Source organism: Clostridium septicum, assembly GCF_003606265.1.
Lineage (GTDB): Bacteria > Bacillota > Clostridia > Clostridiales > Clostridiaceae > Clostridium > Clostridium septicum.
In genome coordinates, this window is sequence record NZ_CP023671.1 from 999,967 (window position 1) to 1,026,188 (window position 26,222).

Consider the following 26,222-nt stretch of genomic DNA (forward strand, 5'->3'; position numbering starts at 1 on the left):
TATTTGTTATATAGCCTTATAATAATTTTTCAGATCATTTCTTGCACTATTTAATCTACTTTTTACTGTTCCAACAGGACAATTTAACACTTCTGATATAGTTTGTATATCTAGATCTTTATAATAATATAAAAATATTACATCTCTCTTTTTTGCTTTTAATCTATTTATACTACTTAACATTAAATCTCTATTTTCATTTTTTAAAAATACGACTTCTGGTCTTTGATCTTCAGAGTCTTTATATAATTTTAAATCTTCGTCATTAATAATTAAATTTTTTTTATTTTTAATTATTATTTTATTACATATACAAACTGCTATTTTTCTTATCCAAGAATAAAATGCTTTAACATTTTTTAATTTATTTATTCTCTTTAAAGCTTCAATAAATGTTTCTTGTGTTGCATCCATAGCATCATCTTCTTCTTTTAGAATATTAAAACATAACCAGTATATCCTTTCGTAATACCTTGTATATATTTTGTTAAATGCATCATAATTTCCACTTTGCCATCTAATAATTTCTTTCATAATATCCAAAGTATATACCTCCATTATTAAAAATATTTATTTAATAATTTAACTAAAGATTCTTTAGCAGTAAAAAGATGAATTCACTGTTATGAATTCATCTTTTAATATACTAATAATCTTTTAATGAAAAAATTTATTCAGTAGGATTAAAATGAAAAATATTATTTTTTACTTCATCATCATACCAATAACTATCATTGTAAACTTCATTTACTATTTTAATTACTACATTTGAATTATCCTTATCTAAAAGGAATTTACATTCTTCAGCTGAATTAAAATCCTTAAATGTTGAGCCACCATCTGTACTTACTGAAATTTTTTGTAGTCTATAATTCATAGGTAATTTTTCTTTTATAGAAAACTCTCCTATAGTTATATAATTTAAGTCAAGATTTTTAGATACATCACTATTTATATCCTTAAGATAAAAATCTAATTCTATTTTATTTGCCTCTCCTGACTTTAAATCTACATTATAACTTTCATTTCCCTTACCACCATTTAATAATACTGAAAATGTATCATTTTCATCATAGCTAATATTTTCACTTGATACTATTTCTTTTTGAATAGTTATCTTTCCCTTCATTGGGAATATATCAACTGTAGGCACTGGGAAAATTGCACTATTTGGCGCTTCAGTTAAAGGATCTTTCCAATTGATTTCAGCCTTTTCATTTGTAGGAACTCCTGCTTTACTCATATAAGGATCTTTAAGAGTAATTAAGAATGTTATTTTAACACCATTTTTCCCAACATTACCTATTTTGAAATTTACCTTATCTGTTGGATCCCCTTTAATTACTTCAGTTACTATAGAATTACTATCTACATCACCTGTTATTTCAAAACTACCATCTACTATATCAAATTCTTTTGTTACAACATCTGTAATTTCAACTTCATTTGCTATAGTTTGGCTTATACTTCCTTTTATTTCTTCTGCTATTTCATTAAACATTCCATTTATAGCTTCTGTATTTTGAGTATAATATTTATCTTTAAAAGCTTCAGGATCAATTACATTTTGAATAGTTTTTAGGAACTTAATTGCCATATTTTTATCAGAAGTAGTTGCCCTTGTAAATAAACCTAAAGTATAAAATTTAGCATCACTATGTTTACCTACTGGAATTGGATTAACTGTTTCAGCATTTGGACTACTTCCTATTCCTCCTAAAGTTCCTATTCCTCCTATAATTTCATTATACATTTTTTGAGCTGCCCTAAAATGTTTATCTTGATAATCTCTAGTTGCTCTACTACCATGACTTGCAGTTGGTAAACCATCTGTAAAGAATACAACATATCTACTAGCATCAGGTCTTGCATTCTTTGATTCATCTAACTTCTGACCTGCACGCCAAATACCAGATTCAGTATTTGTACCACCTGTTAAGCTTATACGATTTATTTTACTTTTTAAAGAATTTATATCATTACTAAAATCGTGAACAATCTGTGAGTTTTTTTCATTATTAGCTCTAGTATAAAAATCATTAGGACCACTAAATGTAACTACTGATATTCTTGTAGTTTCTCCATATGCTCCTAAGATATTATCTATAAAATTATTAACAGCTGTCCTAACTTGTCTTATTTTATCTTCCATACTGTTTGATTTATCAATAACTAATACTATATCAGCAGGTTTTGGTGGTATTTCCTTTAAGTCCCCCTTAACATCTAATGTTATTTTATACTGTCCATTTCCTACAGCTTCAGCTGTCTTGTCTATAATTAAGTTTCCTGAAGAAACTCCTCTTGAATTACCATCTATATTTGCATAGGAGGTAGTAGCCATTAAGCTAAAGCAGAAAATTACAATTAATATTTTAGTTATTATTTTTTTCAAGGTCTCCCTCCTTTAACCTTAGCATTATAGGAAGTTACCAAAATAGCAACTTCCTATAATATAATTATTTAAAATAAGCTCTTATTTATTATTTTCCAGCTCCTGGTATTTGTGAAGCTGTTCCTGCAGTTTGTCCAGCAACTATCGCTAATTTATCTAAAACAGGTTGACCTGCTCCTTTCCATGCATCTGCATAAGCACCATTATCACTTTGAATTGATTCAGCATTAACTACTACATCAAAAGTTACATCTTTAAATTCATTTCCAGCTGTTTTATCTAATTGAACATCTTTTAGTAACATAGTTGTATATCCATTTGGTGCAACATTTCCTAAATAATAATAATATCCGTCTGTACCTTGAAGCCATTTTCCATTTGTATTTCCCTCTGTACTTTTACCTCGTTTTATTACATTTTCACTAAATATTAATCTTATATTACTAACATCAGCAGTAGTTGATCCTGATATTATTGTTGGTGTTAATTTCACTCTTATTAATGAATTATAAGTAGCTGTATTTTGAGCTTGAACTTCCTTATCAATAATTGTTCCCGGAAGAACCTCTAATGCTTTATCACTAGCAAAGTTTTCCCATATTTCAACTCCTTTACTTTGGCCGGTTCCATTTCCACCAGTTTTAAATTTATTAGTTACTGTATCTGTTGATGTAAACCATGCTAATGTTCCTCCTACTAATACTGCTGCAGCTCCTACCGCTAAAATAGTTCTGTTAATGCTTTTTCTTCTTATCATTTTATAACCCTCCAAAAATTCATTTTTATTTATATTTAATATTTAATTAATTAGCTAATAATCTATCTAAGACTATTTTTATACTTTCTGGAACACCTTCCCAAACCTTTAAGTATGCATTACTAGTAGCTTGTACTGTTTCCGATTTAACATCAACAATTAGCTTTCTATTTTTATATACATCCTTTTTATCAGTAGGAATATTAAGTGCTACAGACTCTAAAAGATCAACTGTTTTATTAGTTGTCTTTACAATTTGATTGTAATAATAATATCCGTCTTCACCTTTAATCCAAGCCGCATTAGCTGTATTTAAATCTTCTGTTACGTTAACAAATGTCAAATCTACATAATTAGAATCTCCAATCCACGGCTTTCCATTTTCATCCACCCATCTTGGAACTATACTAACTCTTATAAATGCATCTGATTTCCCATTGTTTTGTATAGCAACCTTTTTATCATGATTTAAACCATCCCAATTTTCTGGCTCTTTAAAATCTTCCTCTATTGAAATATCAATATCTCCATTTATAAAATTATTTGATACCTCATCCCTAGCTGTAAACCAATTTTTTATTTCTTCAACACTTGCATAAACTCTTGGTGTATTAATCAAAGTAATAAAAGATAAACATAGCCCTAGTATGATGTATCTACTTTTCTTATTTTTAATCAATTTAATTACCACCTTAACTTTAAAATACAAACCAAATAAATTCTTAAATTTTCTTGTTAAACTTTATAAGAGCTAACATAGAAGTTAAGAATAAAACTACATATAGTGAAATTCCTTTATCGCCTGTATTTGGTGATCCTATACCTAGGTTAGGTTTATTTTCAATTTCTTCTTTTACTTCTTTAACTGCTGTAAATATCCAATTAACTTCTGCTGATTTATCTTTAAATTCATTTCCAATACTTGGACCATCAAACTCTACTTCAGCAACTAAATCTTCCTTATCACCTGAATTAAAAACACCTAAGCTTATATTATTACTTAAGCTATCTTCACCACTAGCAGGTCCTTCATATATAACTTCATCTTTATATGTTACTTTTAAATTTAATTTATTAAGTAAATCAAATTCTTCTTTAGGAATGCCTCTTTCTGCCTTCATAAACAATTCATATGAGTCTTCATGATTATTTTTTATAACTATTGTCCTTTTAATTTTGTCTCCAGGAACTATATTATCTGAATACAAAAAAGGCTCATTTCCAGGTATAAAAACTAATCCATTTGCATTACCTACAAGTTCAACATTAGAAACCTTATTATCTATTGCAAAGCCTTTTATAGTTATCATTGAAAAAGTTAAAAGTGTAATTATAAATACTTTTGATATTTTCTTCATTTTATTTCTCATCTTTTAACTCTTATTTTTCAATTGCGCCAGGTTCACTTGCATCATTACCACCAGCTACTACTGATTCTGCACCAAGCTCTGTTAATTTTGCTTTAACAGCCTCTGATGAAGTACTCCATCCTGTTTCATGTGCATTATTACTTGATTGAATTGACTCTGCAATAATTTTTACATTGAATGTTGCATTTTTATAAGCATTTCCAGCTTCAGTGCTTAATTCAACATTTTTTAATAGGGCATTTGTAAACTTGCCTGGTGCAATTTTGTCAATATAATAATAATATCCGTCTTTTTCATCAACCCATTTTCCATTTGAAGGCTCTGTTGTTAAGTTGTCTCCAAAATCTAGTTTTATCATGTCAGTACTTAAATTTGCATTATTAGTACCTAAAAATTCTTTTTCTATTTTTACTCTTATAAAAGAATTATAACTAGCGGTATTTTTTGCTTGTACAAGTTTCTCAACTATTGTTCCGGGTACTATATTTTTTGCTGACTCTTCATTAAATTTTTCCCAAATATCTACACCAGAATTTAAATCTCCTGGTACTGATCCAGTGCTAAATTTATTGATTACAGTATCTGACGAAGCAAACCAAGCTAATGTGCCACCTACAAGAATAGCTGTTACACCTAAAGCTATAATAATTTTTCCAATTCCCTTTCTTTTAACCATTAACTTTCCTCCTATTTTATTTTATAATATCAGCTATTTCTGCTGTTATTAACTTTACTTCCTACAGCCATTGCTATAACTAATACAGCTATTATTAATAATAAATTTTTACTTATAAAAATAAGCGCTTTACCTAAAAAAGGAATGTTAAATATTACTTTACCTATAACTAAATTTGAATCCACGGGTAATGGATCCTCTGCATTATTTGCATCCCCCTTAGTTATAAACTTTAATCCATCTTCATTAATGATATTACTTACTCTATGTGTTGTTATATTTGAAGTATTGTTACTTCTAAATGTTATTACATCATCTTTTTCTATATCATTTACTGGAATGTTCTTAACAACCACTATACTTCCTGTTTTCATAGTTGGCTCCATACTTCCTGTTAAAACGGAATAAACACTATATCCAAATAGTTCTGGACTCTTTTTTGAATCACTTGTTTTACTTACTAATGCAGATATTAGTATAAGTGCAATTAAAAGGTAAACTATTGAATTTCCTATAATCTTAACTGTCTTTTTCAAATTTTAATCTCTCTCCTTATCTTAAATGTTATTAATTACCATATACCTTTTGATCTGATTTTGTTATAATGCATTTAATATAAACTATTAATAAATAGTAATTTGTTGATAGTTTTTAAAATCTCCTATTATTGCTGACAGTTATAAATAATAAAATCCAAATAGGACACATAGTGTCTTATTTGGATTTTATTTTTAAGTTTTTTACATTTTTACCAAATATTAAATTTTATTTTATTCTATATTTAATTCCAGCTTTTTTACTTTACTATTTTCTTTATAATTTATCAATTTAGGAGTAAATTCTACATTTAATAAATTTACATCATCGATTGCAGCTATTGGTATTAACCAGTATTCTTTATTCATATAAGCATATAAGAACATTCCTTCTACTTTAACTACATATGCTAAAGGTTCAACTTCATATATTTTTTCTTTTATATTTATACTAAGTAGGTTATTATAGCCTAAAGCTTTATTTATTATTTTACAAATTTTAGATTCCAATTTTATTTTGTTATCTACAATATCTATATGAACATATTTATTGATTTTTTCGAATTCATTTTTAACTTCTTCTGAATCAATTAATAGAAGTTTATTTAATACTTCTAGAATTGATACATTTTCAAATACACTTTCTGCTAGTTTTAAAGAAAAAATTAATGCATCATAATCTTCATATGTTAATACGCCCCTTGAAAGTTTATATTTCCCGTCTAATATAACTCCACCTTCTGCTCCCCTTTTGGTAGTTATAGGAATTCCTAATACACTAAGTTTATCTAAATCTCTTTGAATTGTTTTTATTGATACATTAAAATGCTCTGATAATTCTTTAGTTGTTATTTTATTATGCTTTAATAATATTATTAAAATTTCTAATAGTCTCATTTAAACCTCCTAACTTAAGTAAAAATAAACTATTTCTTATATTTTGTTCATAATTAGTTTATTTATTAATTTTCTTTATATACTATAGTTACAATTAAAAGCTAAAAAGTTCATTTTTAACAAAAAATTCTAAATATATCTACCAAACCCCCTTTTATTTTTTTCGATATTACTGTAATATATTGTAATATAAATTATTTTTTTACAAAGCGTAATTTCTTAGTAAAGCGTTATTTTTAAGTATTCAATTGAAAGAAGGTATTTATTTATGAGTTTAAATAATGTACACAATATAGATGTACTTAAAAATATTTTAAGCGATCTTTATTTAAAGTATGGAACTACAGATGAAACTCTAAGATTAAGTCAATTAGTAGATGTTCTTGTTAAAAATCAGCAAAACATAATTGTTAAAATTAGAGAAAATGAAGAAAGATTTAAAAATATTATTTGCGCTGCTAGTGATATGATTTTTGAAATTGACATTAATAATAATACATTATTATATTCAAGAGAAGGATTACCTTATGAACTTTCAAGTATAAATAAAACTTCAGAAAATATATATAGTTCATTATTTGATAATATTGCTAATACATTTATACATCCTAACGATTATAATGAATTTAAAAAGTTATTTTCTTTAAAAAATGTTATAGACTTAATTATGGCTGGAAAAGAACCACCCTATATGGATGTAAGAATTTTAAAAAATAATAAATATATTTGGGTTACTTGTGCTGTAACCCCTGCTATAAGTAAGATAGAAGATCAAATTATACTTATGGTTTATGCTAAAAATATTCATGATAAAAAATTAAAAGAACTTGAAATGATAAGAAAGACTCAAAGAGATCCTTTAACAGATCTTTATAATAAAAGTTTTACTATAAGTAAAATTGAAAATATATTAACTAAACCCCTAATCACCCATTACTATTTAATAATTATAGATATGGATAACTTTTCTCTAATTAATAAAAATTTAGGTCATAGTTTTGGTGATGCGGTACTACAGGATATATCAAAAAAAATTAGAAGTGTTTTTAAAGATGCTGATGTAATTGGTAGAGTTGGTGGAGATGAGTTTATAGTATTTACAAAAGAAATAGATAACAAAAGTTCTTTAGTATATAAATTAGACAAGCTTAAAATACTATTAAAACAAAGTTTTGGTCGTAACGATGATAAAGTAGAGCTTTCTGCTAGTATGGGAATTTCCTCTTACCCTGAGGATGGTACAGTATTAGATGAATTAGGTAAAGCTGCACAAAAAGCACTATATATATCTAAGGTAAATACTAAAGATTCCTATTACTTTTATGATCCTACTATTCACTTTCAACAAAACGGTTTTTTTAAAAGTTCAATAGATGAATCTAATTCACAATATTTATTATCTGATATTAATAATAATATATTTGAATATATATTTAGAATACTTTATGAAACTAAAGATACCTATACTGCAATTAACCTTATATTGAAAATAATTGGTGAGCATTTTAATATAAATAGAGTTTATATTTATGAGCTTTCCGAAGACTGTGATTATTGTTGTAATACTTTTGAATGGTGTAATGAGGGTGTATCTCCTAAACTAAATATTTTTAAAAGTATTTCAGTTAAAGAATTTGATATATATTCACCTTATTTTGATGATAACGGCTTATTCTTTTGCAATAATATAAATACTTTACCACCCCCTCTTCTTAAATTAGTAAAAAAACAAAATGTAAAATCATTTTTACAATATTCAATTTGTGATGATGGTAAATTTAGAGGTTTTGTAGGCTTTGATGAATGTTTTAAAGAAAATAGAAATTGGTCTTTTGAAGAAATAAAAATACTTAAACTAGTATCAAATATAGTTAGTACTTTTTTACTTAAAGAACGATCCTACAATAACTTATTAAAAAGCGTTAAAATTAATAATTCCATTTTAGATAATGTAAATAGTTATACTTATGCCGTTGATAGTGAAAGTTATGAGCTAGTTTTTATAAACAAAAAAATTAGAACTCTTATCCCTCATGCTAAAATCGGTGATAAGTGTTACAATGTTATATTTAAAGGACAAAACTCTCCTTGTAAATCATGTCCAATTAAATTATTAAAAAAATCCAATAACTGTACTGAAGATTCCATAGAACTTTATAATGAATATTATAAATTATTGGTTAATTCCACTGCTTCAAAACTAGAGTGGGAAGAAAATAAAGGAACTTATCTTATACATTGCTATGATATAACTAAATATAAAAAAACATCTTCTAAAAAACAGTAGATAAATTTAAGTTTACTAATTTTATCTACTATCACTATTTAAATCTTATATATAATAAAAATGGGATTGCTTTTAAGCATCCCATTTCTTTAACTTAAACTATTAAGCATTCTTTTTAGCTTCTTTTTCTGCTAATTCCTTTAAAACCACTTGGATTTTCTTTTCCATTTCTTTATCAAAGTCAGGATTAACATCACGATTCTCAAATAACTCATCTACTGAATTTATTTCAAAACCAGTTGCTAAATAATACTCCATTAAAGCTTCTTCCATTTCATCTATAGATAATTCTTCTAAATTTTCATCTGCATAAGTCTCCTTATAAAGATTAATAACTTTCTCATTTCTAGTCATTTAAAAACCTCCCTGTTAATTCCTATTATTTATATATTATATCATCAAATATAAAATTTATTTAATTCTAATATATTTCTTTGACCTTATACCTAAAACACTTTGAATAAGTGTTCCTATATATATTGGTATAAATGATTCAATACCTTGAATACACACACATAAAATTCCTGATATTAAAAATAATATACTTAATATTAAACTTTTATATATCATTAAATTATTGAATTTTACGTTTTCTATAACTTCATAGCTATTAGGTTTTAAAGCAAATATAGAATTTGGCATATCCTTTCTATTTATACAGGTAAATATCAATCCCCATATAGAAAACCCAATAAGTGCTATTCCAAATATCCTAAAAAACATTAGTCTTTCCCCCTAGATGCAACAATTATAAAATAATTTAGTTTTATAATTGTTAAAAATTATTATCTCTCTTAGTGAATTATATTATCTTTATTCTTATAAAACAATATTTTTTATATAAACAAATCTTATGAAGTTCTTTAGTATAATATTTTTAACTCAGTGATTATTTTACATATTATTTCATATGTAAAATATTTACAATTGTTGTTTGATTATTATTTTATTTTTCTATAATTCCTAGTTCTTTCTACATTTTTTATATAATTGATATAATAAAGAAAAGTAAATATTTAATGAGGTTTATCATGACAAAAAAAGAAGCGATTTATAATTGGAGAATTTGAAGATATTCCTTTAGTTTAACTTAGCGTAAAATAAAGTTTAAATTTAATAATGGTTATACTATTAAAGGAGTTGTTTTTATACAACTCCTTTCTATTTTTAACTTTTTATTATAGTTAATATTTAATTATCATAGTTATATTTTTACTTATACTAAGTTAAATCTTAATTACATATATATTTCATTATTATTTATAAATAACCACTTTAAATTAGGCAAATTATCTAATGGTGTTATATCTTTTATGTCATTTTCATTTAAATGTAGCTCTGCTAACTTTTCCATGTTAGATAATGAACTTATATCTGTTATATTATTATTATCTAAATTCAATAACTGTATATTTTTTAAATTAGTTAATGCTCTTATATCTTTTACATTATTATCTTGAAGTCCTAGTGCATGTAATTGCTTTAAGTTTTCTAAAGAACTTATATCTTCAATTTCATTGTCAATTAACCATAAAGCTTCTAGTTTTTTTAATTTTACTAGTGGTTTAATATCTTTTATTTTTCCATTTACACAGATTAGTGTTTTTAAATTTTCCACTTTCGAAATTTCTTCTAAAGAATCTAGTTTCTCACAATTAAAATTTTCTAGATTTTTTAATGAATCTATTCCTTTTAATTGTTCATTCTTAACTTCATCAAACATTATCCACTTTAAACTTGGTATTTCAAACATAGGTTTTAAATTCTTTATATTTGACACATCTATTAATAAGTTCTCTAAATTTACACAATATTGAATACCTTCAAGATTTGTTATATTTGTTTCAGCTAAAGTTGGTTCAGGTCCTATATTACTTAACCATTTTATATTAGCTAAATCACTTTTCATAATATCTTCATCTTCTTCATGATATAACGCTGCATTTAATAACTTTTTTAAGTTAGCATCAGGAACGTTTACAATATTCCCCTTTAGTATGTTTTCAGTTTTATATATAATATTATTCATAAAACTTGTAAACTTTTGAATTATAGTTTTATTATCACTTTCTAAGCTATCATTTATACTAGATGCATTTGTTGAAACTCCTTGTAATGATAAAGAAGCTACTATTGCACCTACCATTACATTCTTGTATAGTTTTTGTTTTTGTATTTTTTCATATCCCCTTCTATACATAAATACTCTCTCCCTCTTTATATTATTTATTAATAATACACACCCCATTTTACACTTCATATATATTTTTTTCAATAAATTTTTTCTAATTTTAATTATTTTTTTAATTTTATTTTATTTTTTTCAATAAAAAACATTTGTATTATATTTTTCATCCTTTTAACTTAACATAAATGTGCTTTCCCCTATGATATTAAACTTAAATATGTATAATCTAAATTCTCATATAACTTAAAATTTTATTATGTATATTAATAATGCTGTATTTATAATAGCTAAAATAATAGATAATATTCCGGATTTTGAGTGTTTTAATGAACATATGTATGAACTTAATGTAATAGAAATTGATATTAAAATTATTTTAGGATCTAAAAGCATAAAAGCATAATCTAAAAGGCCATTATTGTTTCTTATCTGAAATATATTTAAAACCTCTGAATAAGTAAATAAAGTAATAGTAAATGCTACCAAATAATATAAAATCATACATTTTAAATTGTAGATAAATACTTCTCCAATATTAAACCTTTTTTTTACTCCATTATTTATTATATTTGTTTTAATAAGAATAATTGCTAAAATAGCCGATACTACCACTATGTTTATATTATTTACCATAGGTATAAATCCTAATAATAGAGCCATCCTAGTAGTTATATTTTTCTTATCTCTTTTTACTAATTCCACAAAATACCTCCCTTAAAATATTTATATTTTATTAATTTAATTATATTTTCGTATAAATTTTTATCCATTTTATATAACTTAATGATATAATAGTAAAAAATATGTTATATTTTTTTATACTATTTAATAATATATATAAAATATAGTTATAGGAGGTACTTATTTGGACATTATATTAGATTTAATTATTTTAACTTTTGTTATATATTTGTTTCTAAAGAAAAGGAGTATCTTTTTATTATCATTATCATTTTTTTATATTATAGAACTATTTATAGATATGTTTTCTTCTTATTTAGCATCTTTTGCTGTTACTTTTTTAAATATTTCTCAATTTATCACTTTACTTTTAACAATTGTTATATTTATATTTCCTAAGATTATTCATAGAAATATTTAATTTACAATTATAAAATTAATCTTTAAATTATAATTCACTATTTATTGATAATTTTAAATTTTTAGTAGCCTCTTCATAATCATCAACTCCAACTAATTCTTTAAACGCATTATAGTAAATAAGTCTGTATAAAAGCTTTTTTCTTTTGCCTTTTTAACAATCACATATAAAGAACCATTTAATCAATATTAAACAAATTAAGGTTATCTTAAGAAACACTTAAGATGCATTTAAAGAATTAATTGTAAAATATATCTATTAATAAGATTTAATTATAAGGAAGGAAATTTATTATGGGGTTATTATTTGTAATGACAATAGGAATTATAGTTTACAGTACTTTTTTAAAAAAATATTTAATTAGTAATAATATTAAAATTTCAAAATGGTTTATTATTGGCTTATACATATTTGCTTACTATTTAGGTGTTGTATTTGAAATTACAGGACCAGGCAATATCTTTGATATAGGTAGAGATATGAATATGATTGTTAATCTAGTTCCTTTCAAAGATATAATTGCTGGTAGTGATTTTATGATGAATTTATTTCAACTAACAGCAAATATTATTCTTTTTATTCCTTTAGGAATATTACTTCCAAGTCTTTTTGAAAGGTTTGAAAAATTTCATAATACATTACTAATGGGATTTATGTTATCTTTAATAATTGAAATATTTCAATTATTAAATGTAAGAGCAACAGATATAGATGATTTATTAATGAATACATTAGGAGCTGTTATTGGATTTATTATTTATTCTTTATTATTAAAGAAATTTACTTCAAAACTAAAATTAAAAAATCGTAATAATGGTGAAACACTAATTAAATATAACTCTGAATTTTTTATTAGCATAATGTTTTATTTATATTTCTTTATAACACCCTGTGCTGATAGAATATTAAATAAGCTTATATTTAGAATTTAAGATAAAAACACCTAGAATTTCTTTAAAGAATTCTAGGTGTTTTAAATTAAATATTAATTCTCTTTTCTTTTCTATATCTTAAATTTATCAAAGTCACTCCTACTAATAATATTATTAATAAAATTCCTTCTATAAAAAATCTTGGAATGTATAAATCCCCCAGCCCGCTATATACCATATAGTTTGATCTTAATATACTAGTTAATAATATAGCTAACAATATACATATTCCTGTAAGTGTAATATATCTATCTGATTTTCTTGAAATATAACAAGTTATTAATGATATTGCAAATGCAAAAATGTACACGAGAACTACACATAAAATAATATACTCTTTAAAATTTACGTCAAACCAATTCATCTTATATCTAAATATAGAATTTATGCTTGAATTATAAAACATCTCTACTGTATTTTCTCTTGTTAAATAAAGATAAAATAAACCACCTAATTCAACTGTAGCTATTATAAATGTAGCTATTAATGAAGTTAGTATCTTATCTTTATATAATTTTCTTCCTCGTTTTGTTGAATATTGTATATATTCTAATTTATTATGTTTATCTTTAGTAAATATAGGAGCTATAAAGAACACTACAGAAATTAATATTAATATAGCACTATTAATTATAAATTCATTATAGTTTGAAAAAACTAACTCTGGTAAAACATCATTATAACTTTCACTATTAATTATTTCATTTAATCTATTTATTTGACTTTTTGATAATGATTCCATATTATCTGTTATTTTCTTACCTCTTACCCTCATTATAAAACCTTCTATTCCTTGAAGATTCCAATACGCATCTACCTTATTTACAAACATTATATCATCATATAATTGGTTTATCTTTTTATCCATATCATTCTCTGATTCATAATGTTTCTTGTGAATATTATTAACCTTATCAGCATACTCATCATAATTTGTTATTCCTAATTCCTGTGCTAATTTATTTTCTTTTAAGTATTCAGTTGCTTTAATTTTATATTCATTTTCTATACCTCTAAGATACTCTAATCCTTCTTTAGGTAAAACTCCCTTTTCTTCTACTATTCTTTTAGCAATTTCATATGTATCAGTATCTGGATAACCATTTGGAAATATCTTTATATGAAATTCAATAAACATCTGATATATTAAAAAACATATAACTCCTACTACTAAAATGCTTTTTATATTAAAAATCTTTTTTAACTCATTAATGATAATATTCATATTCTCCCCCTAGCTTATACACTCTTTTTTAAATGTTTTAATTGAATAATACATAAATCCAACCATTAATACTGACCAAACAATTATGGTTATTCCTTCATAATATTTAAACATTGTTAATGCTCCACTATTCATAAATCTACAAATTGGATTATAAACTAAGTTAAATGGAGTAAATGTTGAATATATAATAATTTTACTATTTCCTGGTGATAATGAAGGTATTATTAAAGACACTCCATTTAAAATACAGCAAGCTACAAAAGCTATATAACTATTTTTTATAAATCTTCCAATTACAAATGCTATAAAAATAAATATAAAAATGCATAAATAAAATAGTATAATCATTAAAATTAAATATTCTTTAATGGACATGCTAAACCATCCTATATTAGGTAAGTTTACTTCCCAGTTAAACATATTCTTTTTTCTTCTTTAGTATATCTGACATCATAAAGGTTATACTCTATAGCTCTTAAATGCTCCCCCATAGAAGAATAACTTTTTCCTTCTACTTTCTTTATCATGTCCATAGTATCTTTAAATCTATTTTCATAATATACTTTAAAATTATCCATCATTTTATCATTAATTTCATATCCAACCTCATCAATTATAGTGTTTAATACCTTTAAATCATCTCTAAAACCATAGTTTTTAAATACTATAAATAAATCCACACCTAAAAATATTGCAAACACCACTAATACAATTGGTGATTTAAATACCTTTTTTATCTCATGAAACAATATTTCTCTTTTATTATTCATTTATATCCCCTCATTATATTCATATAGAAAAACATCCTCCAAGTTTGGACTTACAGATTTCCATAAGTTATTTTTTTTCTCTTTATCTATAAATCTAATTTTCATTTTTCCATCTTCCTGTTTTTCTGAAAGAGATAAATGATTATTTCTAAAATCTTTTGCCATTGAAAAGTCTATTTCTGTTTCATAAACCTTTCCCTCTAATGTTCTACAAATATTTTCTACTGAATCTTTATGAAGTACTTTCTTATCTTTAATCATAATTACTTCATTTGCTATAAACTCAATATCACTAACTATATGAGTTGATATTATAACTATCCTATCTCTACTTAATTCTGTTAAAATATTTCTAAATCTAACTCTTTCTTTTGGATCTAATCCTGCTGTTGGCTCATCTAATATAAGTATTTTAGGATCATTTAATAAAGCTTGTGCTATCCCAACTCTTTGTATCATTCCACCAGAAAATTTCTTCATTTTCTTATTGCTAACATCATTTAAAGCTACCATTTCTAAAAGTTCATCTATTTTCTTTGAAGACTCTTTTTTATTAACTCCTTTTAAAGCTGATAAGTACATTAAAAATTGCTTTGGAGAATAATTTTTATAATATCCGAAGTTTTGTGGTAAGTATCCTAAAATTTCTCTATACTCCTCATCTAATGATATAATATCTACTCCATCATAAAGAATCTCTCCCTTAGTTGGGAAAATCAAAGTAGTAAGTAACTTTATTAATGTAGTTTTACCAGCTCCATTAGGCGCTAATAATCCATAAACTCCATTTTTAAACTCTAAATTTATATCCTCTAAAACAGTAAAGTTTCCAAAACTCTTACTTAAATTATTAACTATTAACATATTAAACTTCTCCTCTCCTTACCTTTATAAGCTTTTTTAAGTTTTTAATATAAAAAACTGCTACTATACAGGTAATGCCTATGTTTATATATATTGGACTATCTAAAAAATACTTTGCTAATTTACTATTAACTCCATACATAATAATAGATGAAACTCCTATCCATACTATTAATACAAGATATTTATAAGTTCTTTCCTTTAGCTTCACTAAAGCTAATATATATATTACAGAAAATATAAACAATGATGTTATAGAAACTATAACAACTTCTACCACATTAAAATTTCTCTTAACTAGAAACATTATTAAAATTATAGCCGTATTAATTACCATTGATATAATACTAAAAATAAACATTCTTATGGCTGTTAAAGTATAAAAATTATACTTACAAGTTGCTTGTATTTCATAAGTTCCATTAAGTCTACTATTTATAAAGTTATAAGAACAAATAAAAAAATATATAATAGGAGCTGTAATAAATGTATAAGACTTAAGTTTATAAGTGAAATCTAAGTTACTATTTTCCCTTTCATTAAAATATAAACCAAACATAATAACAGCTATTGATAAAATAAGTCCTATAAAAATCAATTCACTTTTATCATGAAATATATTTTTAAAGCCAAGTTCATTTTTAACTTCCTTAAAAAACGAAAAGAAATTTCTTTTACCTTTTAAACCTTTATCTAAGATTTCATCTATATTTCCTTGTAAATCTGGAATAACCATATTATCAAAATCTATGTCTATATTAAATTTTTCATTTTCACTAAGCTTCTTATCTTTATAATTCATTGCTCTTACACTCCTCTAACATAACTTTTATTCTTTTAATTAATCTATAATATTTAGTTTTAACTGTTGATTCACTTAAGTCTAAAACCTTTCCTATTTCCTTAAAAGTCATATCAGAAAAAATTTTCATTCTAAATATTTGCTGAATATTAGCCTCAAAACTATTAACTATATTTAAGACTTCATTAACTGTTTCCTCTATTATAAAGTCATCTTCTATACTTCCCTCACATTTTATATCTAAATCATCAATAGTCTGAGACTTTATTCTCTGTTTATAGGACTTTGACCTATAATAATCTATTATTTTGTTACTTGAAATTTTATAAAGCCAAGTTCTAAAAGAACATTTTTCTTTATTATAATTATCAATGGATTTTATCATACTGATAAATATTTCTTGAGTTATATCTGCTGATAACTCATTGCAGGAGAGTTGTTTAAAGACATAGCCATAAATTTCTCTATAGTAAACTTTTATAAGCATATTAGCTGATTCTCTATGACCTTTTTTCTGTATATTTTCAATAAGCCTTAATTCATGGTCTATCATCCTTCCCCCCTTTTTTCTTTGTATTTGTTTAATTAAGTACTAGTACATATTAGTATTCGTAATAATACTAAAAATAGTTTTAGGGAATTATAATTTTTATTATAAATTATTTTTTATCCGTTAAAACAACATACTTAATTTTAAAATCATCAGTAACTTATTCTCAATTTATATAATTTCCTGTACATTAAAAAATAGAGAGCTTAATTGACTGTTTTAAAACAGTCAATTAAGCTCTCTATACTTATTATTTATTTCTATATTCTATCTAGGTCTTTATATAATTCATCTCTAAAATAGTTTTCTTTTAACTTGGAAGTTAAAATACTCCACTGATATTTCCGTCTTTTTAATTCTTCAATATATTCCTTTTTAAAAATAGCTTTATATTCATTCATATGTTCTTCTTTATTGAAGTCTTCTAAAGACTTATTACTTAATTGAGACATAATTATATGACCAATGTTATTTATATTTTCTTCAAGTTCTTTTTTAATATATTCAACTAAACCTAATACATTAAAATATTCCTTTGAAGTATTAGTTACATATTGATTTAAATATTTTCCTAGCTCTTCTTGCAAATCATTTAAATAATCTATTGATTCCATATACTTTAAATTTTCTTCATTAAATCCACCATTCTTTTTTATTAAATAGAAAGGAATGCTAATACAATCTAAAGCTTTTATAACACTTCTTGTTAGGCTTATAGCATCATTAATATATCCATTTTCAGCTATATTACTTGTAAATTCTTTATATATATCTATAAAAGCGCCTGTTAATAATCCTAATTTAAAACCTTCTTCTTCTAATTCATTTTTAAGTTCACATTGAAACTCTTCCCTAAGTAGTGCTGTATCTAACATGAATTGTAAATCTTCTAATGAAATACTATTATTATAATCTTTAAATGATAGCATTAATTCAATGATATATTTAGTTAACTGAGGCTTATATTCTTCTATGTTAGTACTATCTAATTTTTTTATAAAGTCATAAATTTTATTATAATACATTATTTTATCATCCTCATATTTTAATTAATTAACTATATATTAAATACTATTTTGAGCTTACTAACTTTTGTTTACTTCTACGAGCTTTTGCAAATTCAGCTACTGCAGTGTAAAGTACATCTGTTGATGAGTTAAGTGCAGTTTCGCAAGAATCTTGTATAACTCCAATTACAAAACCAACTCCAACTACTTGCATAGCAACATCATTTGGAATACCAAATAAACTACAAGCAAGTGGTACTAATAATATTGATCCTCCAGCTACTCCTGAAGTTCCGCATGCACTTATAGCTGATAATATAGTAAGTATTATGGTTGTACCTAAATCTACATTTATACCAAGTGTATGAGTTGCAGCAAGTGCTAATACTGATATAGTTATAGCAGCTCCCCCCATATTTATAGTTGATCCAAGTGGTATTGAAATTGAATAAGTATCTTCATTTAATCCTAATTCCTTACATAATGCCATGTTTACTGGTATATTAGCAGCTGAACTACGAGTAAAGAATGCTGTAATTCCACTATCTCTTAAACATTTAATAACAAGTGGGTATGGGTTTTTACGTATAGCTATAAAAGTTATTATTGGATTTATTACTAAAGCGAAAAATGCCATACATCCAACTAGTACTAATATTAATTGTCCATATTTAACTAATGACTCTATTCCTTGTTTAGATATACTTTCATATACAAGTCCCATTATTCCAAATGGAGCTAAATTAATTATCCATCTTACTACTTCTGACATAGCATCTGAAATATTTAATATAATTTCTTTAGATCCTTCACTAGCATTTTTAAAAGCAAGACCTAAAATTATTGCCCAAAATAATATTCCTATATAATTGGCATTAGCAAGTGCATTAACTGGATTAGCCACTATGCTCATTAATAAATTATGTAATACTTCTCCTACGCCACTTGGTGGTGTTAAATTTTCTACACTTGAAGTAAATACTAATTTAACTGGAAATAAGAAACTTCCAATAACACCAATTATTCCTGCGGCAAGAGTTCCTAAAAGATACAGTACTATGATTGATTTCATATTAGTCTTTTTTCCCTCTTTATACTGACATAAGGCTGCCATTACTAAGAAAAATACTAGTACTGGTGCTATAGCTTTTAATGCACCAACAAATAATGATCCAAGTAATGATAATGGAGCACCTATCTTTGGAATTGTTAAAGCAATTACTATTCCTAATATTAGACCGACTATGATTCTTTTTACTAAACTTATATTATTCCATTTTTCCATTATTGTTTTCATTTTACCCCTCCATTTTTATAATCTAATTTAAAAAAATTAATAAAACAATATGATATTATACCTTTTATACAATAAAAATCAAAATAACGCAACACTTTCCATTATTTTCAATTTAACAAATTCGTTACCATAAACTGTTTTTTAAATCATATTCTCATTAATTAATTTATGTATTCGTAATTCACCGTTAAAACTTTAACACTATTTTTTTTAACAAAAAAAGTAATTAGAGAATTTCTCTAACTACTTTTCTTATCTTAATTTAATTCTTTTAATACTTCTTCGATTATTAATGATCCAATTGATAACATTCCAAAGTTAACTTCTGTTGTCTTATATGCATCCATTCCTGGTGATCCTGTTGCATCTTTTGCAATATAAACTTCAAATCCTTGTTCAACTAGATCTCTCATATGTGATTCAATACAAATGTTTAAATTTATTTCTGCAAGTATTACTGTATCTATCTTTTGTTTTCTTAGTTGTAATACTAAATCATTTGTTTAAAGTTCAAATATTTTATGTGGGCTTGATATTATAGTTTCACCATCTTCAATATATGGTTTAAACTCTTCCAGTATATCTGCTCTTGAATTTTTTTTACTGCTTCTGAAGGTCCTTTTCTTTCAAACATCTTCATTTGGTGCACCATATTTTCCCCATTTGACCCAAACTTCCAAGTATAATCATGTGGATAGTATAATTATTTATTAATAAGTTAAAAACTATTCATTATGGTTTAATAAACCAACTATATAAAAAATAAGTAGTAGGATTTAATTAAATCTTACTACTTATTTAATAATTAGGCATATTCCTGTTATTTAGATTTTCCTACTTTAAATAACTACTAATAATACAGTTATTTTATTATTTGCAATATTACCTTCAAATGTATTTTAATTTAAATGTTGTTATTAGTTAATTAAATTTTGCATTTGAATTAATTCTTGCAAAATTATTGTGTATGTGTTTCTTCTTATTATATATAGTAAATAATCTTCCTTCTATTATATAGTAATTTCTATACTATATATTCACGTTTACTATACCTCTGAACTTTCTTCTATGCTTGTTTCTAAACAAGCTTTTATATCATATATATTAAATTCATCACAGTCTTCTATTTCTTCTCTTATTTTATCATTAAGTACAGCTATTACTTCTGCATCATTTTCTACATTAGATTTTAAGAATTTAGGTAAATTATCTCCTATCTTTCTCTTAATCATTGTATCTTTTAAGAATATCTTTGTAATTTCCTCTGTTAATTCTAAAATCTTCTTATTTAAGCTTTGATTCTTAAATATACTGTCAATCCATTCAATTACATCCTTATCACAATGAATTATATCAACTATATCTTCAGTAACTAAATCTAATCTTTGGAATAAGAATAAAAGTATCTTGAAATAAATATTAATAAATAATAAATTAACTGATTTTAATTTATCATTTTTACTATGGTTCATTATATTTTTAGAATAATACATTATTGCATATGGAAAAAAATAATATCTTGCATCTTGTGGTGTTGTTTGATCATTAAATAATTTATCATAGTAACTTCCCCCTGGCACTAAGTTACTTATGCTTTTAGCCTTTGCAGGTTTGAAATGTATTCCAGCTGTAAATGCTTGTACTATATCTTTAGCAAAGAAGGCATTATTAAATTTCTTATCAAATAAATATGAATATTTTTTATTACCTTTTTTCCTATCTTTTTTTTCTATTCTATCTTTTCTTTGTATTATGTAATTATAACCTAACTTTAGAAAGTCCTTTTGTAATTTATAATGAAACTCTTCTAATGCAAAGAAGTCTTTTCCAGTTACTGCTGTTTGACTATTTGTATATTTAGTTATCTTTTTTCTTTTTGTACTATTAATATCTTCTATTATTTTTACTAGAATAGTCCCTTCTTGATTTATTCTCTCTTCTTTACTTTGATTTTTCCATAAAGAATATATAGTACTTGATGTTTGGCAACCATTTACAATTTGAGGTGTCTCTATCATCATTGATGCTCCACTATTACCAAAATCTTTTATATCATAATATCTATCACATACTATAGTTATCCCATTATTGTAAAACCAGAACTTTTTAGGATCTTCATTATATGTCCTTTCTATTTCTTTATTAACTTTATTTCTTTTTCCTAAGAAATTTCTTATATTAGAATAGAATAAATAATTTTCCTTATTCTTAATAAATGATGCTAAGCTTTTTAAAGATACTTCTGCTATTATTGTATTATTTTCTTTATTCTCAAAATATTTTTCTAGAATAAGTTTCATTTGTGTTCCTTGGAATTTTTTCGGAACAATACTTCTTGATTCATCTATAAAGTCTTCAATATTATTTATATCTAATATTCTTATTTTAACTCTCTTAGTTTGAGTATTATCTTTTATTGCTTTTTCTACTTCTTTAACTTGTTTAGATATAACTTTCCAGTCATTCTCCATTATACTATCGTTTGTTACATAATATATATCTATTCCTTCCATATCTAAAGTAGCATTATAGACATCTTTTAAACAACCTCTGGATTCCTTACTTATTCCATCAATAATAATTGTTTTTATTTTATATAAAAATCCTGCAATTGCTTCATATGAATTTGAGTTTAGATACTTACTTTGTATTATACTTATAGTGTCATTTTCTATAAATGCGGCATCTACTCCTGAATCATTAGGCCCATCACAAATTAATACGCCATAATTCAAATCATTTTCTTCAATTTCACTATCAGATTTATCAAAAATATATGATAATGTCCAGCGTAAAAATCTTTGTCCCTTTTCTACAGAAGTTATACTATCATTACCAATTGCTTCACTTATCTGTTTTTCTATATAATCAATTGACATATTTTCCTCCATTTAAACATTTTTTTTGCTAATAATATGATTTTATAACATATATTACTGTTAAGCAATATATCTAACCTTTAGATAATTATATTCTTTATGTATAAAAACTACATTAATAATAGAAATAATTAATTATTTCTATTATGTCTTTTACTACATATTATTTTATTAAATTATATATTTTTATTTATTTTCTACTATTTTTTACATTTTTCTCTATGTTCACATGCTATACTAGCGTTGTATTGTAATTTATTAAAGATACAAGTCAAAATTTAAGTTATCTAACTCTATCTGCTTCAATTATTTTAATAAATAGTCTTACTTCTTCAATTAAAGAATATTGTAAGATTTAATAATAAATGGATTAACTAAGGATAGTATATTTAAAAACTATCCTTTTTTTATTAATATACATTAAAAGGAGTTAAAAAAATGAAAAACTACTTAAAAAATAGTTTATTTATTACTTTATCAATGACAAGCATTTTACTTATCTTTTCTATTTTAATTAGTGAAATAATTAATGAAAAGGGAATTTTAAATATGTGTAATTATACATATAAAAATGCTATTACATTTTCTATAAATAAAGATGATCCAATATGTAAAACCCATGAAAATACAGAAGTAATTGAAGAAATAAAATTATTTTTTTCTTATTTAATGGAAAAAGATGATTTAGTAGTAAAATCAGTAAATGGCAAATTATTTTCAAATGGTTTTTATACTAACGGTCTATACTTTAATTCTAACTATACTAATAACTATAAATTATTAGAAGGACGGTTTTTAGATGTTAGTGATTTTAAAAATAATAATAAAGTTGCTGTAATTCCTAAAAGTGCTCTTAAATATGTAGAAAGTAATAACGATTCTAAATTTTTATATTCTGGTAGCGAAAAATATACTGTAGTTGGTGTAATTGATAATGGTAAATCAAACCAAGTAAAATTTGCTACAATTTTTTATAATCTATCACTTAATGATATAAACCTTAATATGGACTTCGATAATATAGTAATTGAAAGTGATATTTATTCAAATGATGAGCTTATTAAATTAGTACAAGACAACCCCTATATTAAAATAAAAAAGATTAAAACTGATTTTTTTTATAAAGTAAGTATTATGGATTTTATTAAAATAGGTGTGTTTAGTTTTATTGTTATATATACGCCCTTAATTATTGTTATATTTATTTCAATAATACTTTGTATGTATTATTGGGTAAATGGTATTAAATATGAAATTGGAGTAAAAAAATTATGTGGTGCAAATACCTTTGATATTATAAAAGAAATAACAATAAAACTTATTTTTATTTCAACAATATCTCTTACTTTATGTCCAATAATTCAAAATGCTTTAGAATTTTCAAACATACTAAACAGATCTATAATATATACTTCTTATAACTTTATACTTAACATATTATTTATATCTTTAATTTGTATTGTACTAGCTATAATATCTTTCTATAGAATAGATAAATTAGAACTTGTTAGCTTAATAAAAAGGAGATAACTAATGATTAAATACTCTTATTTTTATATAAAAAAAAGTTTTTTTATATCAGTTTTGCTTATATTTCAATTAATTTTTTTAATTTTAAGTTTATATAATAGCTTTGATATATTTACTGGATTTAATATTGAAAAAAAACAAATTTCAAAGTTTTTTAGTGATGAAATCTTATATGGAATTGAATTTAGGTCTGACTTAAACTCTTCTACTAGTAATGATGCATTTTCTAATGCTGAGAAAATAATTAATGATTATCTTAATACTAATTCAAATCATGATTTCTTTCTTACACTAAACAGTATAGAATCATTATCACTAGAAAAATTTGATAACTACGAAAATTTCAAATTTCCAAATTCACCTGAAGAAGGTAATAAATTTTATGCCAAATCATTACATATAAATTCTGATTCATTAAAAAGATTTCCTATTAATCTTTATGAAGGCCGTACATTTAATGATACTGAACTTACCCATATATCTTCACCTAAAGATACAATTCCTATAATATTAGGATATGATTTTTTAAATATCTATAACATAGGCGATATAATAACCATAGGTAGTTCTCATAATGCAGAGGTTATAGGAATTTTATCTAAAGATCAATTTAATCCTGGCAATCTACAATCTAGTCAAAGATTTGCAAACTTAAATAATTATATAATTATACCAAATAATTATCTTGATAGTGGTGCCTATCTTACTGGTGCTGCATTATTAATTTTTGATAAATCAACTTCAAAAGAATATCTAAATAACATTCGCTCTGATTTAAGAAATTTATTTAATGAAATTGATGTATCTATTGATGTAAGAGATTTTTCTTCTGATTTATCTATAAAGATTACTCAATATTTAAATGGCTTAAAAGATATAGTAATGATATCCGTTATTATAACTATTTTTATTTTTGTATCAATTACAATAACATTATTAAATAGTATCTTATTATATAAAAAAGATTTTGGAGTACATTATTTAACTGGCGCTAGAACCATTGACATTATAAAGATAATATCTGGTGAGCTCTTTATACTTTCTTTTGTAGCAATTATACTATCTACTCCAATTTTTATATTTAAAGGGTTAACTAATAAAATAAATGTTATTGCTTTACTTTCAACATTTATTTTTCTACTAATTATGAATTTAATTATATTAATTATCCCTATAGTTAATATAAACAAAATCCAGTTAAATCAATTAATAAAAGGAGAAGATTAAATGAGTATGATAAAATTAACTAATATAAATAAAATATATGGAGAATTAGAAAGTGAAACTAAAGCTCTTAATAATATTAATCTAGAAATAAAAAAAGGTGAGTTAGTTGCTTTAACAGGAAAATCTGGTTCCGGTAAATCAACTTTATTAAATTTATTGGGTCAATTAGATGTAGAATCATCTGGATCAATATCTATAGATGGTACAATTACTAAAAATCTTACTAAGAATCAACGTTCAAAATTTAGAAATAGTACTATTGGTTTTATAGTTCAACATTTTGCACTTATAAATGATTATACAGTATATGATAATATTGAATTGCCATTAAAATATGGTAATGTAAAAAAGTCTTTACGAAAGGATTTAATACTTGATGTTAGCTCAAAACTTGGCATTGAGGATAAATTAAAATCAAAACCTAATAATTTATCTGGTGGTCAATGTCAAAGAGTTGCTATTGCTAGAGCAATTGTAAATAATCCAAATATAATATTAGCTGATGAACCTACAGGGGCATTAGATACTGTAACTGGTTCAGAAGTAATGAATATTTTTAAATCTTTAAATAGTAATGGTAAAACAGTAATTATAGTAACTCATGATTTAAAATTAGCTAATGAATGTGATAGAATTATAGAGTTAAAAGATGGATGTATTATTTCAGATAAAATTATATCTAATAAAAATTAGTAAAAAGGATTGTCCACACAAATTATTAAAATCATTTATGTGGACAATCCTTATTTTTATCATATATTAATTTATAATTTATTTAAATAACTATTATATATGAAGTTTATTTATTAATTCATATAGTCATTAACTAATTTATAGCATCTTTCTTTTGTAAGGTTACCTAATGATTCTATATGCGTATCCTTTCCATTGTTCCACCATTAAAAGCTAAAAACTTAATATCAATATA

The 26,222-nt window shown here is 24.2% G+C and carries 26 protein-coding genes and 1 pseudogene; 5 read left to right on the forward strand and 22 right to left on the reverse strand.

Annotation, left to right across the window (positions count from 1 at the left end):
• Positions 1 to 6: 6 nt before the first annotated feature.
• The 8 genes from CP523_RS04385 to CP523_RS04420 form a co-directional block, all read right to left on the reverse strand.
• Positions 7 to 534 carry an RNA polymerase sigma factor gene (locus CP523_RS04385; protein WP_227909599.1) on the reverse strand — a complete coding sequence of 176 codons (528 nt, stop codon included), beginning with the start codon at positions 532 to 534 and terminating at the stop codon, positions 7 to 9.
• A gap of 136 nt (positions 535 to 670) precedes the next feature.
• Positions 671 to 2,395: a vWA domain-containing protein gene (locus tag CP523_RS04390; protein WP_120140535.1), complete on the reverse strand. Its 1,725-nt coding sequence runs from the start codon at positions 2,393 to 2,395 to the stop codon at positions 671 to 673.
• Positions 2,396 to 2,483: 88 nt separating this feature from the next.
• Complete coding sequence (locus CP523_RS04395) at positions 2,484 to 3,152, reverse strand: BsaA family SipW-dependent biofilm matrix protein (protein ID WP_120140536.1); 669 nt, start codon at positions 3,150 to 3,152, stop codon at positions 2,484 to 2,486.
• 46 nt (positions 3,153 to 3,198) lie between these two features.
• A complete protein-coding gene (locus CP523_RS04400) occupies positions 3,199 to 3,831 on the reverse strand; it encodes a hypothetical protein (protein WP_066676446.1) in 633 nt (210 codons plus the stop codon).
• A 43-nt stretch (positions 3,832 to 3,874) separates the two neighbouring features.
• Positions 3,875 to 4,522 carry a hypothetical protein gene (locus CP523_RS04405; RefSeq protein WP_083089483.1) on the reverse strand — a complete coding sequence of 216 codons (648 nt, stop codon included), beginning with the start codon at positions 4,520 to 4,522 and terminating at the stop codon, positions 3,875 to 3,877.
• 10 nt (positions 4,523 to 4,532) lie between these two features.
• A complete protein-coding gene (locus CP523_RS04410; protein ID WP_120140537.1) occupies positions 4,533 to 5,198 on the reverse strand; it encodes a BsaA family SipW-dependent biofilm matrix protein in 666 nt (221 codons plus the stop codon).
• A gap of 29 nt (positions 5,199 to 5,227) precedes the next feature.
• Positions 5,228 to 5,734: a signal peptidase I gene (locus CP523_RS04415; protein WP_066676442.1), complete on the reverse strand. Its 507-nt coding sequence runs from the start codon at positions 5,732 to 5,734 to the stop codon at positions 5,228 to 5,230.
• A 234-nt stretch (positions 5,735 to 5,968) separates the two neighbouring features.
• On the reverse strand, positions 5,969 to 6,631 hold the full coding sequence (locus CP523_RS04420) for a helix-turn-helix transcriptional regulator (RefSeq protein WP_120140538.1): 663 nt from the start codon (positions 6,629 to 6,631) through the stop codon (positions 5,969 to 5,971).
• 268 nt (positions 6,632 to 6,899) lie between these two features.
• Here CP523_RS04420 and CP523_RS04425 point away from each other — a divergent pair, with 268 nt between their 5' ends.
• Positions 6,900 to 8,918, forward strand: a complete 2,019-nt coding sequence (locus CP523_RS04425; protein ID WP_120140539.1) for a sensor domain-containing diguanylate cyclase — start codon at positions 6,900 to 6,902, stop codon at positions 8,916 to 8,918.
• Positions 8,919 to 9,020: 102 nt separating this feature from the next.
• Here CP523_RS04425 and CP523_RS04430 read toward each other — a convergent pair whose 3' ends face one another.
• From CP523_RS04430 to CP523_RS04445, 4 genes are all read right to left on the reverse strand, one after another.
• Positions 9,021 to 9,272: a hypothetical protein gene (locus CP523_RS04430; RefSeq protein WP_066676438.1), complete on the reverse strand. Its 252-nt coding sequence runs from the start codon at positions 9,270 to 9,272 to the stop codon at positions 9,021 to 9,023.
• Positions 9,273 to 9,329: 57 nt separating this feature from the next.
• Positions 9,330 to 9,641 carry a hypothetical protein gene (locus CP523_RS04435; RefSeq protein ID WP_066676434.1) on the reverse strand — a complete coding sequence of 104 codons (312 nt, stop codon included), beginning with the start codon at positions 9,639 to 9,641 and terminating at the stop codon, positions 9,330 to 9,332.
• Between the two features lie 514 nt (positions 9,642 to 10,155).
• Positions 10,156 to 11,118: a leucine-rich repeat domain-containing protein gene (locus CP523_RS04440; protein ID WP_066676430.1), complete on the reverse strand. Its 963-nt coding sequence runs from the start codon at positions 11,116 to 11,118 to the stop codon at positions 10,156 to 10,158.
• 231 nt (positions 11,119 to 11,349) lie between these two features.
• Complete coding sequence (locus tag CP523_RS04445) at positions 11,350 to 11,808, reverse strand: hypothetical protein (RefSeq protein WP_066676428.1); 459 nt, start codon at positions 11,806 to 11,808, stop codon at positions 11,350 to 11,352.
• A 693-nt stretch (positions 11,809 to 12,501) separates the two neighbouring features.
• On the opposite strand from CP523_RS04445, the gene CP523_RS04455 reads away from it, so the two are divergent.
• A complete protein-coding gene (locus tag CP523_RS04455) occupies positions 12,502 to 13,140 on the forward strand; it encodes a VanZ family protein (protein WP_066676425.1) in 639 nt (212 codons plus the stop codon).
• 46 nt (positions 13,141 to 13,186) lie between these two features.
• On the opposite strand, the gene CP523_RS04460 is transcribed toward CP523_RS04455, so the two are convergent.
• The 10 genes and pseudogenes from CP523_RS04460 to CP523_RS04505 all read right to left on the reverse strand — a co-directional run bounded on the left by CP523_RS04460 (position 13,187) and on the right by CP523_RS04505 (position 22,537).
• Positions 13,187 to 14,365, reverse strand: coding sequence for a hypothetical protein (locus tag CP523_RS04460; protein WP_120140540.1), 1,179 nt, complete (start codon positions 14,363 to 14,365; stop codon positions 13,187 to 13,189).
• A gap of 9 nt (positions 14,366 to 14,374) precedes the next feature.
• Entirely contained in the window at positions 14,375 to 14,788 is a 414-nt protein-coding gene (locus tag CP523_RS04465) for a hypothetical protein (RefSeq protein ID WP_066676422.1), read from the reverse strand.
• A complete protein-coding gene (locus CP523_RS04470) occupies positions 14,770 to 15,138 on the reverse strand; it encodes a hypothetical protein (protein WP_120140541.1) in 369 nt (122 codons plus the stop codon). The genes CP523_RS04465 and CP523_RS04470 overlap by 19 nt, the downstream gene beginning before the upstream one ends.
• Positions 15,139 to 16,002 carry an ATP-binding cassette domain-containing protein gene (locus CP523_RS04475; protein WP_120140542.1) on the reverse strand — a complete coding sequence of 288 codons (864 nt, stop codon included), beginning with the start codon at positions 16,000 to 16,002 and terminating at the stop codon, positions 15,139 to 15,141. It lies immediately after the preceding gene.
• A 1-nt stretch (position 16,003) separates the two neighbouring features.
• On the reverse strand, positions 16,004 to 16,804 hold the full coding sequence (locus CP523_RS04480) for a hypothetical protein (RefSeq protein WP_066676418.1): 801 nt from the start codon (positions 16,802 to 16,804) through the stop codon (positions 16,004 to 16,006).
• On the reverse strand, positions 16,794 to 17,357 hold the full coding sequence (locus CP523_RS04485) for an RNA polymerase sigma factor (RefSeq protein WP_066676416.1): 564 nt from the start codon (positions 17,355 to 17,357) through the stop codon (positions 16,794 to 16,796). Before CP523_RS04485 ends, CP523_RS04480 begins: the two co-directional genes overlap by 11 nt.
• Positions 17,358 to 17,614: 257 nt before the next feature.
• On the reverse strand, positions 17,615 to 18,379 hold the full coding sequence (locus tag CP523_RS04490; protein WP_066676415.1) for a hypothetical protein: 765 nt from the start codon (positions 18,377 to 18,379) through the stop codon (positions 17,615 to 17,617).
• 46 nt (positions 18,380 to 18,425) lie between these two features.
• Entirely contained in the window at positions 18,426 to 19,658 is a 1,233-nt protein-coding gene (gene sstT, locus CP523_RS04495) for a serine/threonine transporter SstT (RefSeq protein ID WP_066676414.1), read from the reverse strand.
• A gap of 257 nt (positions 19,659 to 19,915) precedes the next feature.
• Positions 19,916 to 20,146 (reverse strand): annotated as a pseudogene (locus CP523_RS16175) (isochorismatase family protein); the annotation flags it as partial.
• 558 nt (positions 20,147 to 20,704) lie between these two features.
• A complete protein-coding gene (locus CP523_RS04505; RefSeq protein WP_066676413.1) occupies positions 20,705 to 22,537 on the reverse strand; it encodes an AIPR family protein in 1,833 nt (610 codons plus the stop codon).
• Positions 22,538 to 22,975: 438 nt separating this feature from the next.
• Between CP523_RS04505 and CP523_RS04510 the strand changes: the two genes are divergently transcribed.
• The 3 genes from CP523_RS04510 to CP523_RS04520 are packed head-to-tail and all read left to right on the forward strand — an operon-like array spanning position 22,976 to position 25,987.
• Positions 22,976 to 24,067, forward strand: coding sequence for an ABC transporter permease (locus tag CP523_RS04510; protein WP_066676412.1), 1,092 nt, complete (start codon positions 22,976 to 22,978; stop codon positions 24,065 to 24,067).
• Positions 24,068 to 24,070: 3 nt separating this feature from the next.
• The gene (locus tag CP523_RS04515) at positions 24,071 to 25,294 is read left to right on the forward strand and encodes an ABC transporter permease family protein (protein WP_066676411.1); all 1,224 of its coding nucleotides are present in this window, start codon (positions 24,071 to 24,073) and stop codon (positions 25,292 to 25,294) included.
• Positions 25,295 to 25,987, forward strand: coding sequence for an ABC transporter ATP-binding protein (locus tag CP523_RS04520; protein WP_162925940.1), 693 nt, complete (start codon positions 25,295 to 25,297; stop codon positions 25,985 to 25,987).
• The last annotated feature ends 235 nt before the right edge of the window (positions 25,988 to 26,222 follow it).

What these genes read in the sequence shown, in the direction of transcription:
- CP523_RS04505 (WP_066676413.1), bottom strand. Translation starts at nt 22,537, where the DNA reads ATGTCAATTGATTATATAGAAAAACAGATAAGTGAAGCAATTGGTAAT.
- CP523_RS04470 (WP_120140541.1), bottom strand. Translation starts at nt 15,138, where the DNA reads ATGAATAATAAAAGAGAAATATTGTTTCATGAGATAAAAAAGGTATTT.
- CP523_RS04410 (WP_120140537.1), bottom strand. Translation starts at nt 5,198, where the DNA reads ATGGTTAAAAGAAAGGGAATTGGAAAAATTATTATAGCTTTAGGTGTA.
- CP523_RS04510 (WP_066676412.1), top strand. Translation starts at nt 22,976, where the DNA reads ATGAAAAACTACTTAAAAAATAGTTTATTTATTACTTTATCAATGACA.
- CP523_RS04440 (WP_066676430.1), bottom strand. Translation starts at nt 11,118, where the DNA reads ATGTATAGAAGGGGATATGAAAAAATACAAAAACAAAAACTATACAAG.
- CP523_RS04480 (WP_066676418.1), bottom strand. Translation starts at nt 16,804, where the DNA reads ATGAATTATAAAGATAAGAAGCTTAGTGAAAATGAAAAATTTAATATA.
- CP523_RS04520 (WP_162925940.1), top strand. Translation starts at nt 25,295, where the DNA reads ATGAGTATGATAAAATTAACTAATATAAATAAAATATATGGAGAATTA.
- CP523_RS04460 (WP_120140540.1), bottom strand. Translation starts at nt 14,365, where the DNA reads ATGAATATTATCATTAATGAGTTAAAAAAGATTTTTAATATAAAAAGC.
- CP523_RS04435 (WP_066676434.1), bottom strand. Translation starts at nt 9,641, where the DNA reads ATGTTTTTTAGGATATTTGGAATAGCACTTATTGGGTTTTCTATATGG.
- CP523_RS04425 (WP_120140539.1), top strand. Translation starts at nt 6,900, where the DNA reads ATGAGTTTAAATAATGTACACAATATAGATGTACTTAAAAATATTTTA.
- CP523_RS04455 (WP_066676425.1), top strand. Translation starts at nt 12,502, where the DNA reads ATGGGGTTATTATTTGTAATGACAATAGGAATTATAGTTTACAGTACT.
- CP523_RS04465 (WP_066676422.1), bottom strand. Translation starts at nt 14,788, where the DNA reads ATGTTTAACTGGGAAGTAAACTTACCTAATATAGGATGGTTTAGCATG.
- sstT (WP_066676414.1), bottom strand. Translation starts at nt 19,658, where the DNA reads ATGAAAACAATAATGGAAAAATGGAATAATATAAGTTTAGTAAAAAGA.
- CP523_RS04490 (WP_066676415.1), bottom strand. Translation starts at nt 18,379, where the DNA reads ATGTATTATAATAAAATTTATGACTTTATAAAAAAATTAGATAGTACT.
- CP523_RS04475 (WP_120140542.1), bottom strand. Translation starts at nt 16,002, where the DNA reads ATGTTAATAGTTAATAATTTAAGTAAGAGTTTTGGAAACTTTACTGTT.
- CP523_RS04420 (WP_120140538.1), bottom strand. Translation starts at nt 6,631, where the DNA reads ATGAGACTATTAGAAATTTTAATAATATTATTAAAGCATAATAAAATA.
- CP523_RS04395 (WP_120140536.1), bottom strand. Translation starts at nt 3,152, where the DNA reads ATGATAAGAAGAAAAAGCATTAACAGAACTATTTTAGCGGTAGGAGCT.
- CP523_RS04430 (WP_066676438.1), bottom strand. Translation starts at nt 9,272, where the DNA reads ATGACTAGAAATGAGAAAGTTATTAATCTTTATAAGGAGACTTATGCA.
- CP523_RS04485 (WP_066676416.1), bottom strand. Translation starts at nt 17,357, where the DNA reads ATGATAGACCATGAATTAAGGCTTATTGAAAATATACAGAAAAAAGGT.
- CP523_RS04515 (WP_066676411.1), top strand. Translation starts at nt 24,071, where the DNA reads ATGATTAAATACTCTTATTTTTATATAAAAAAAAGTTTTTTTATATCA.
- CP523_RS04405 (WP_083089483.1), bottom strand. Translation starts at nt 4,522, where the DNA reads ATGAGAAATAAAATGAAGAAAATATCAAAAGTATTTATAATTACACTT.
- CP523_RS04385 (WP_227909599.1), bottom strand. Translation starts at nt 534, where the DNA reads ATGAAAGAAATTATTAGATGGCAAAGTGGAAATTATGATGCATTTAAC.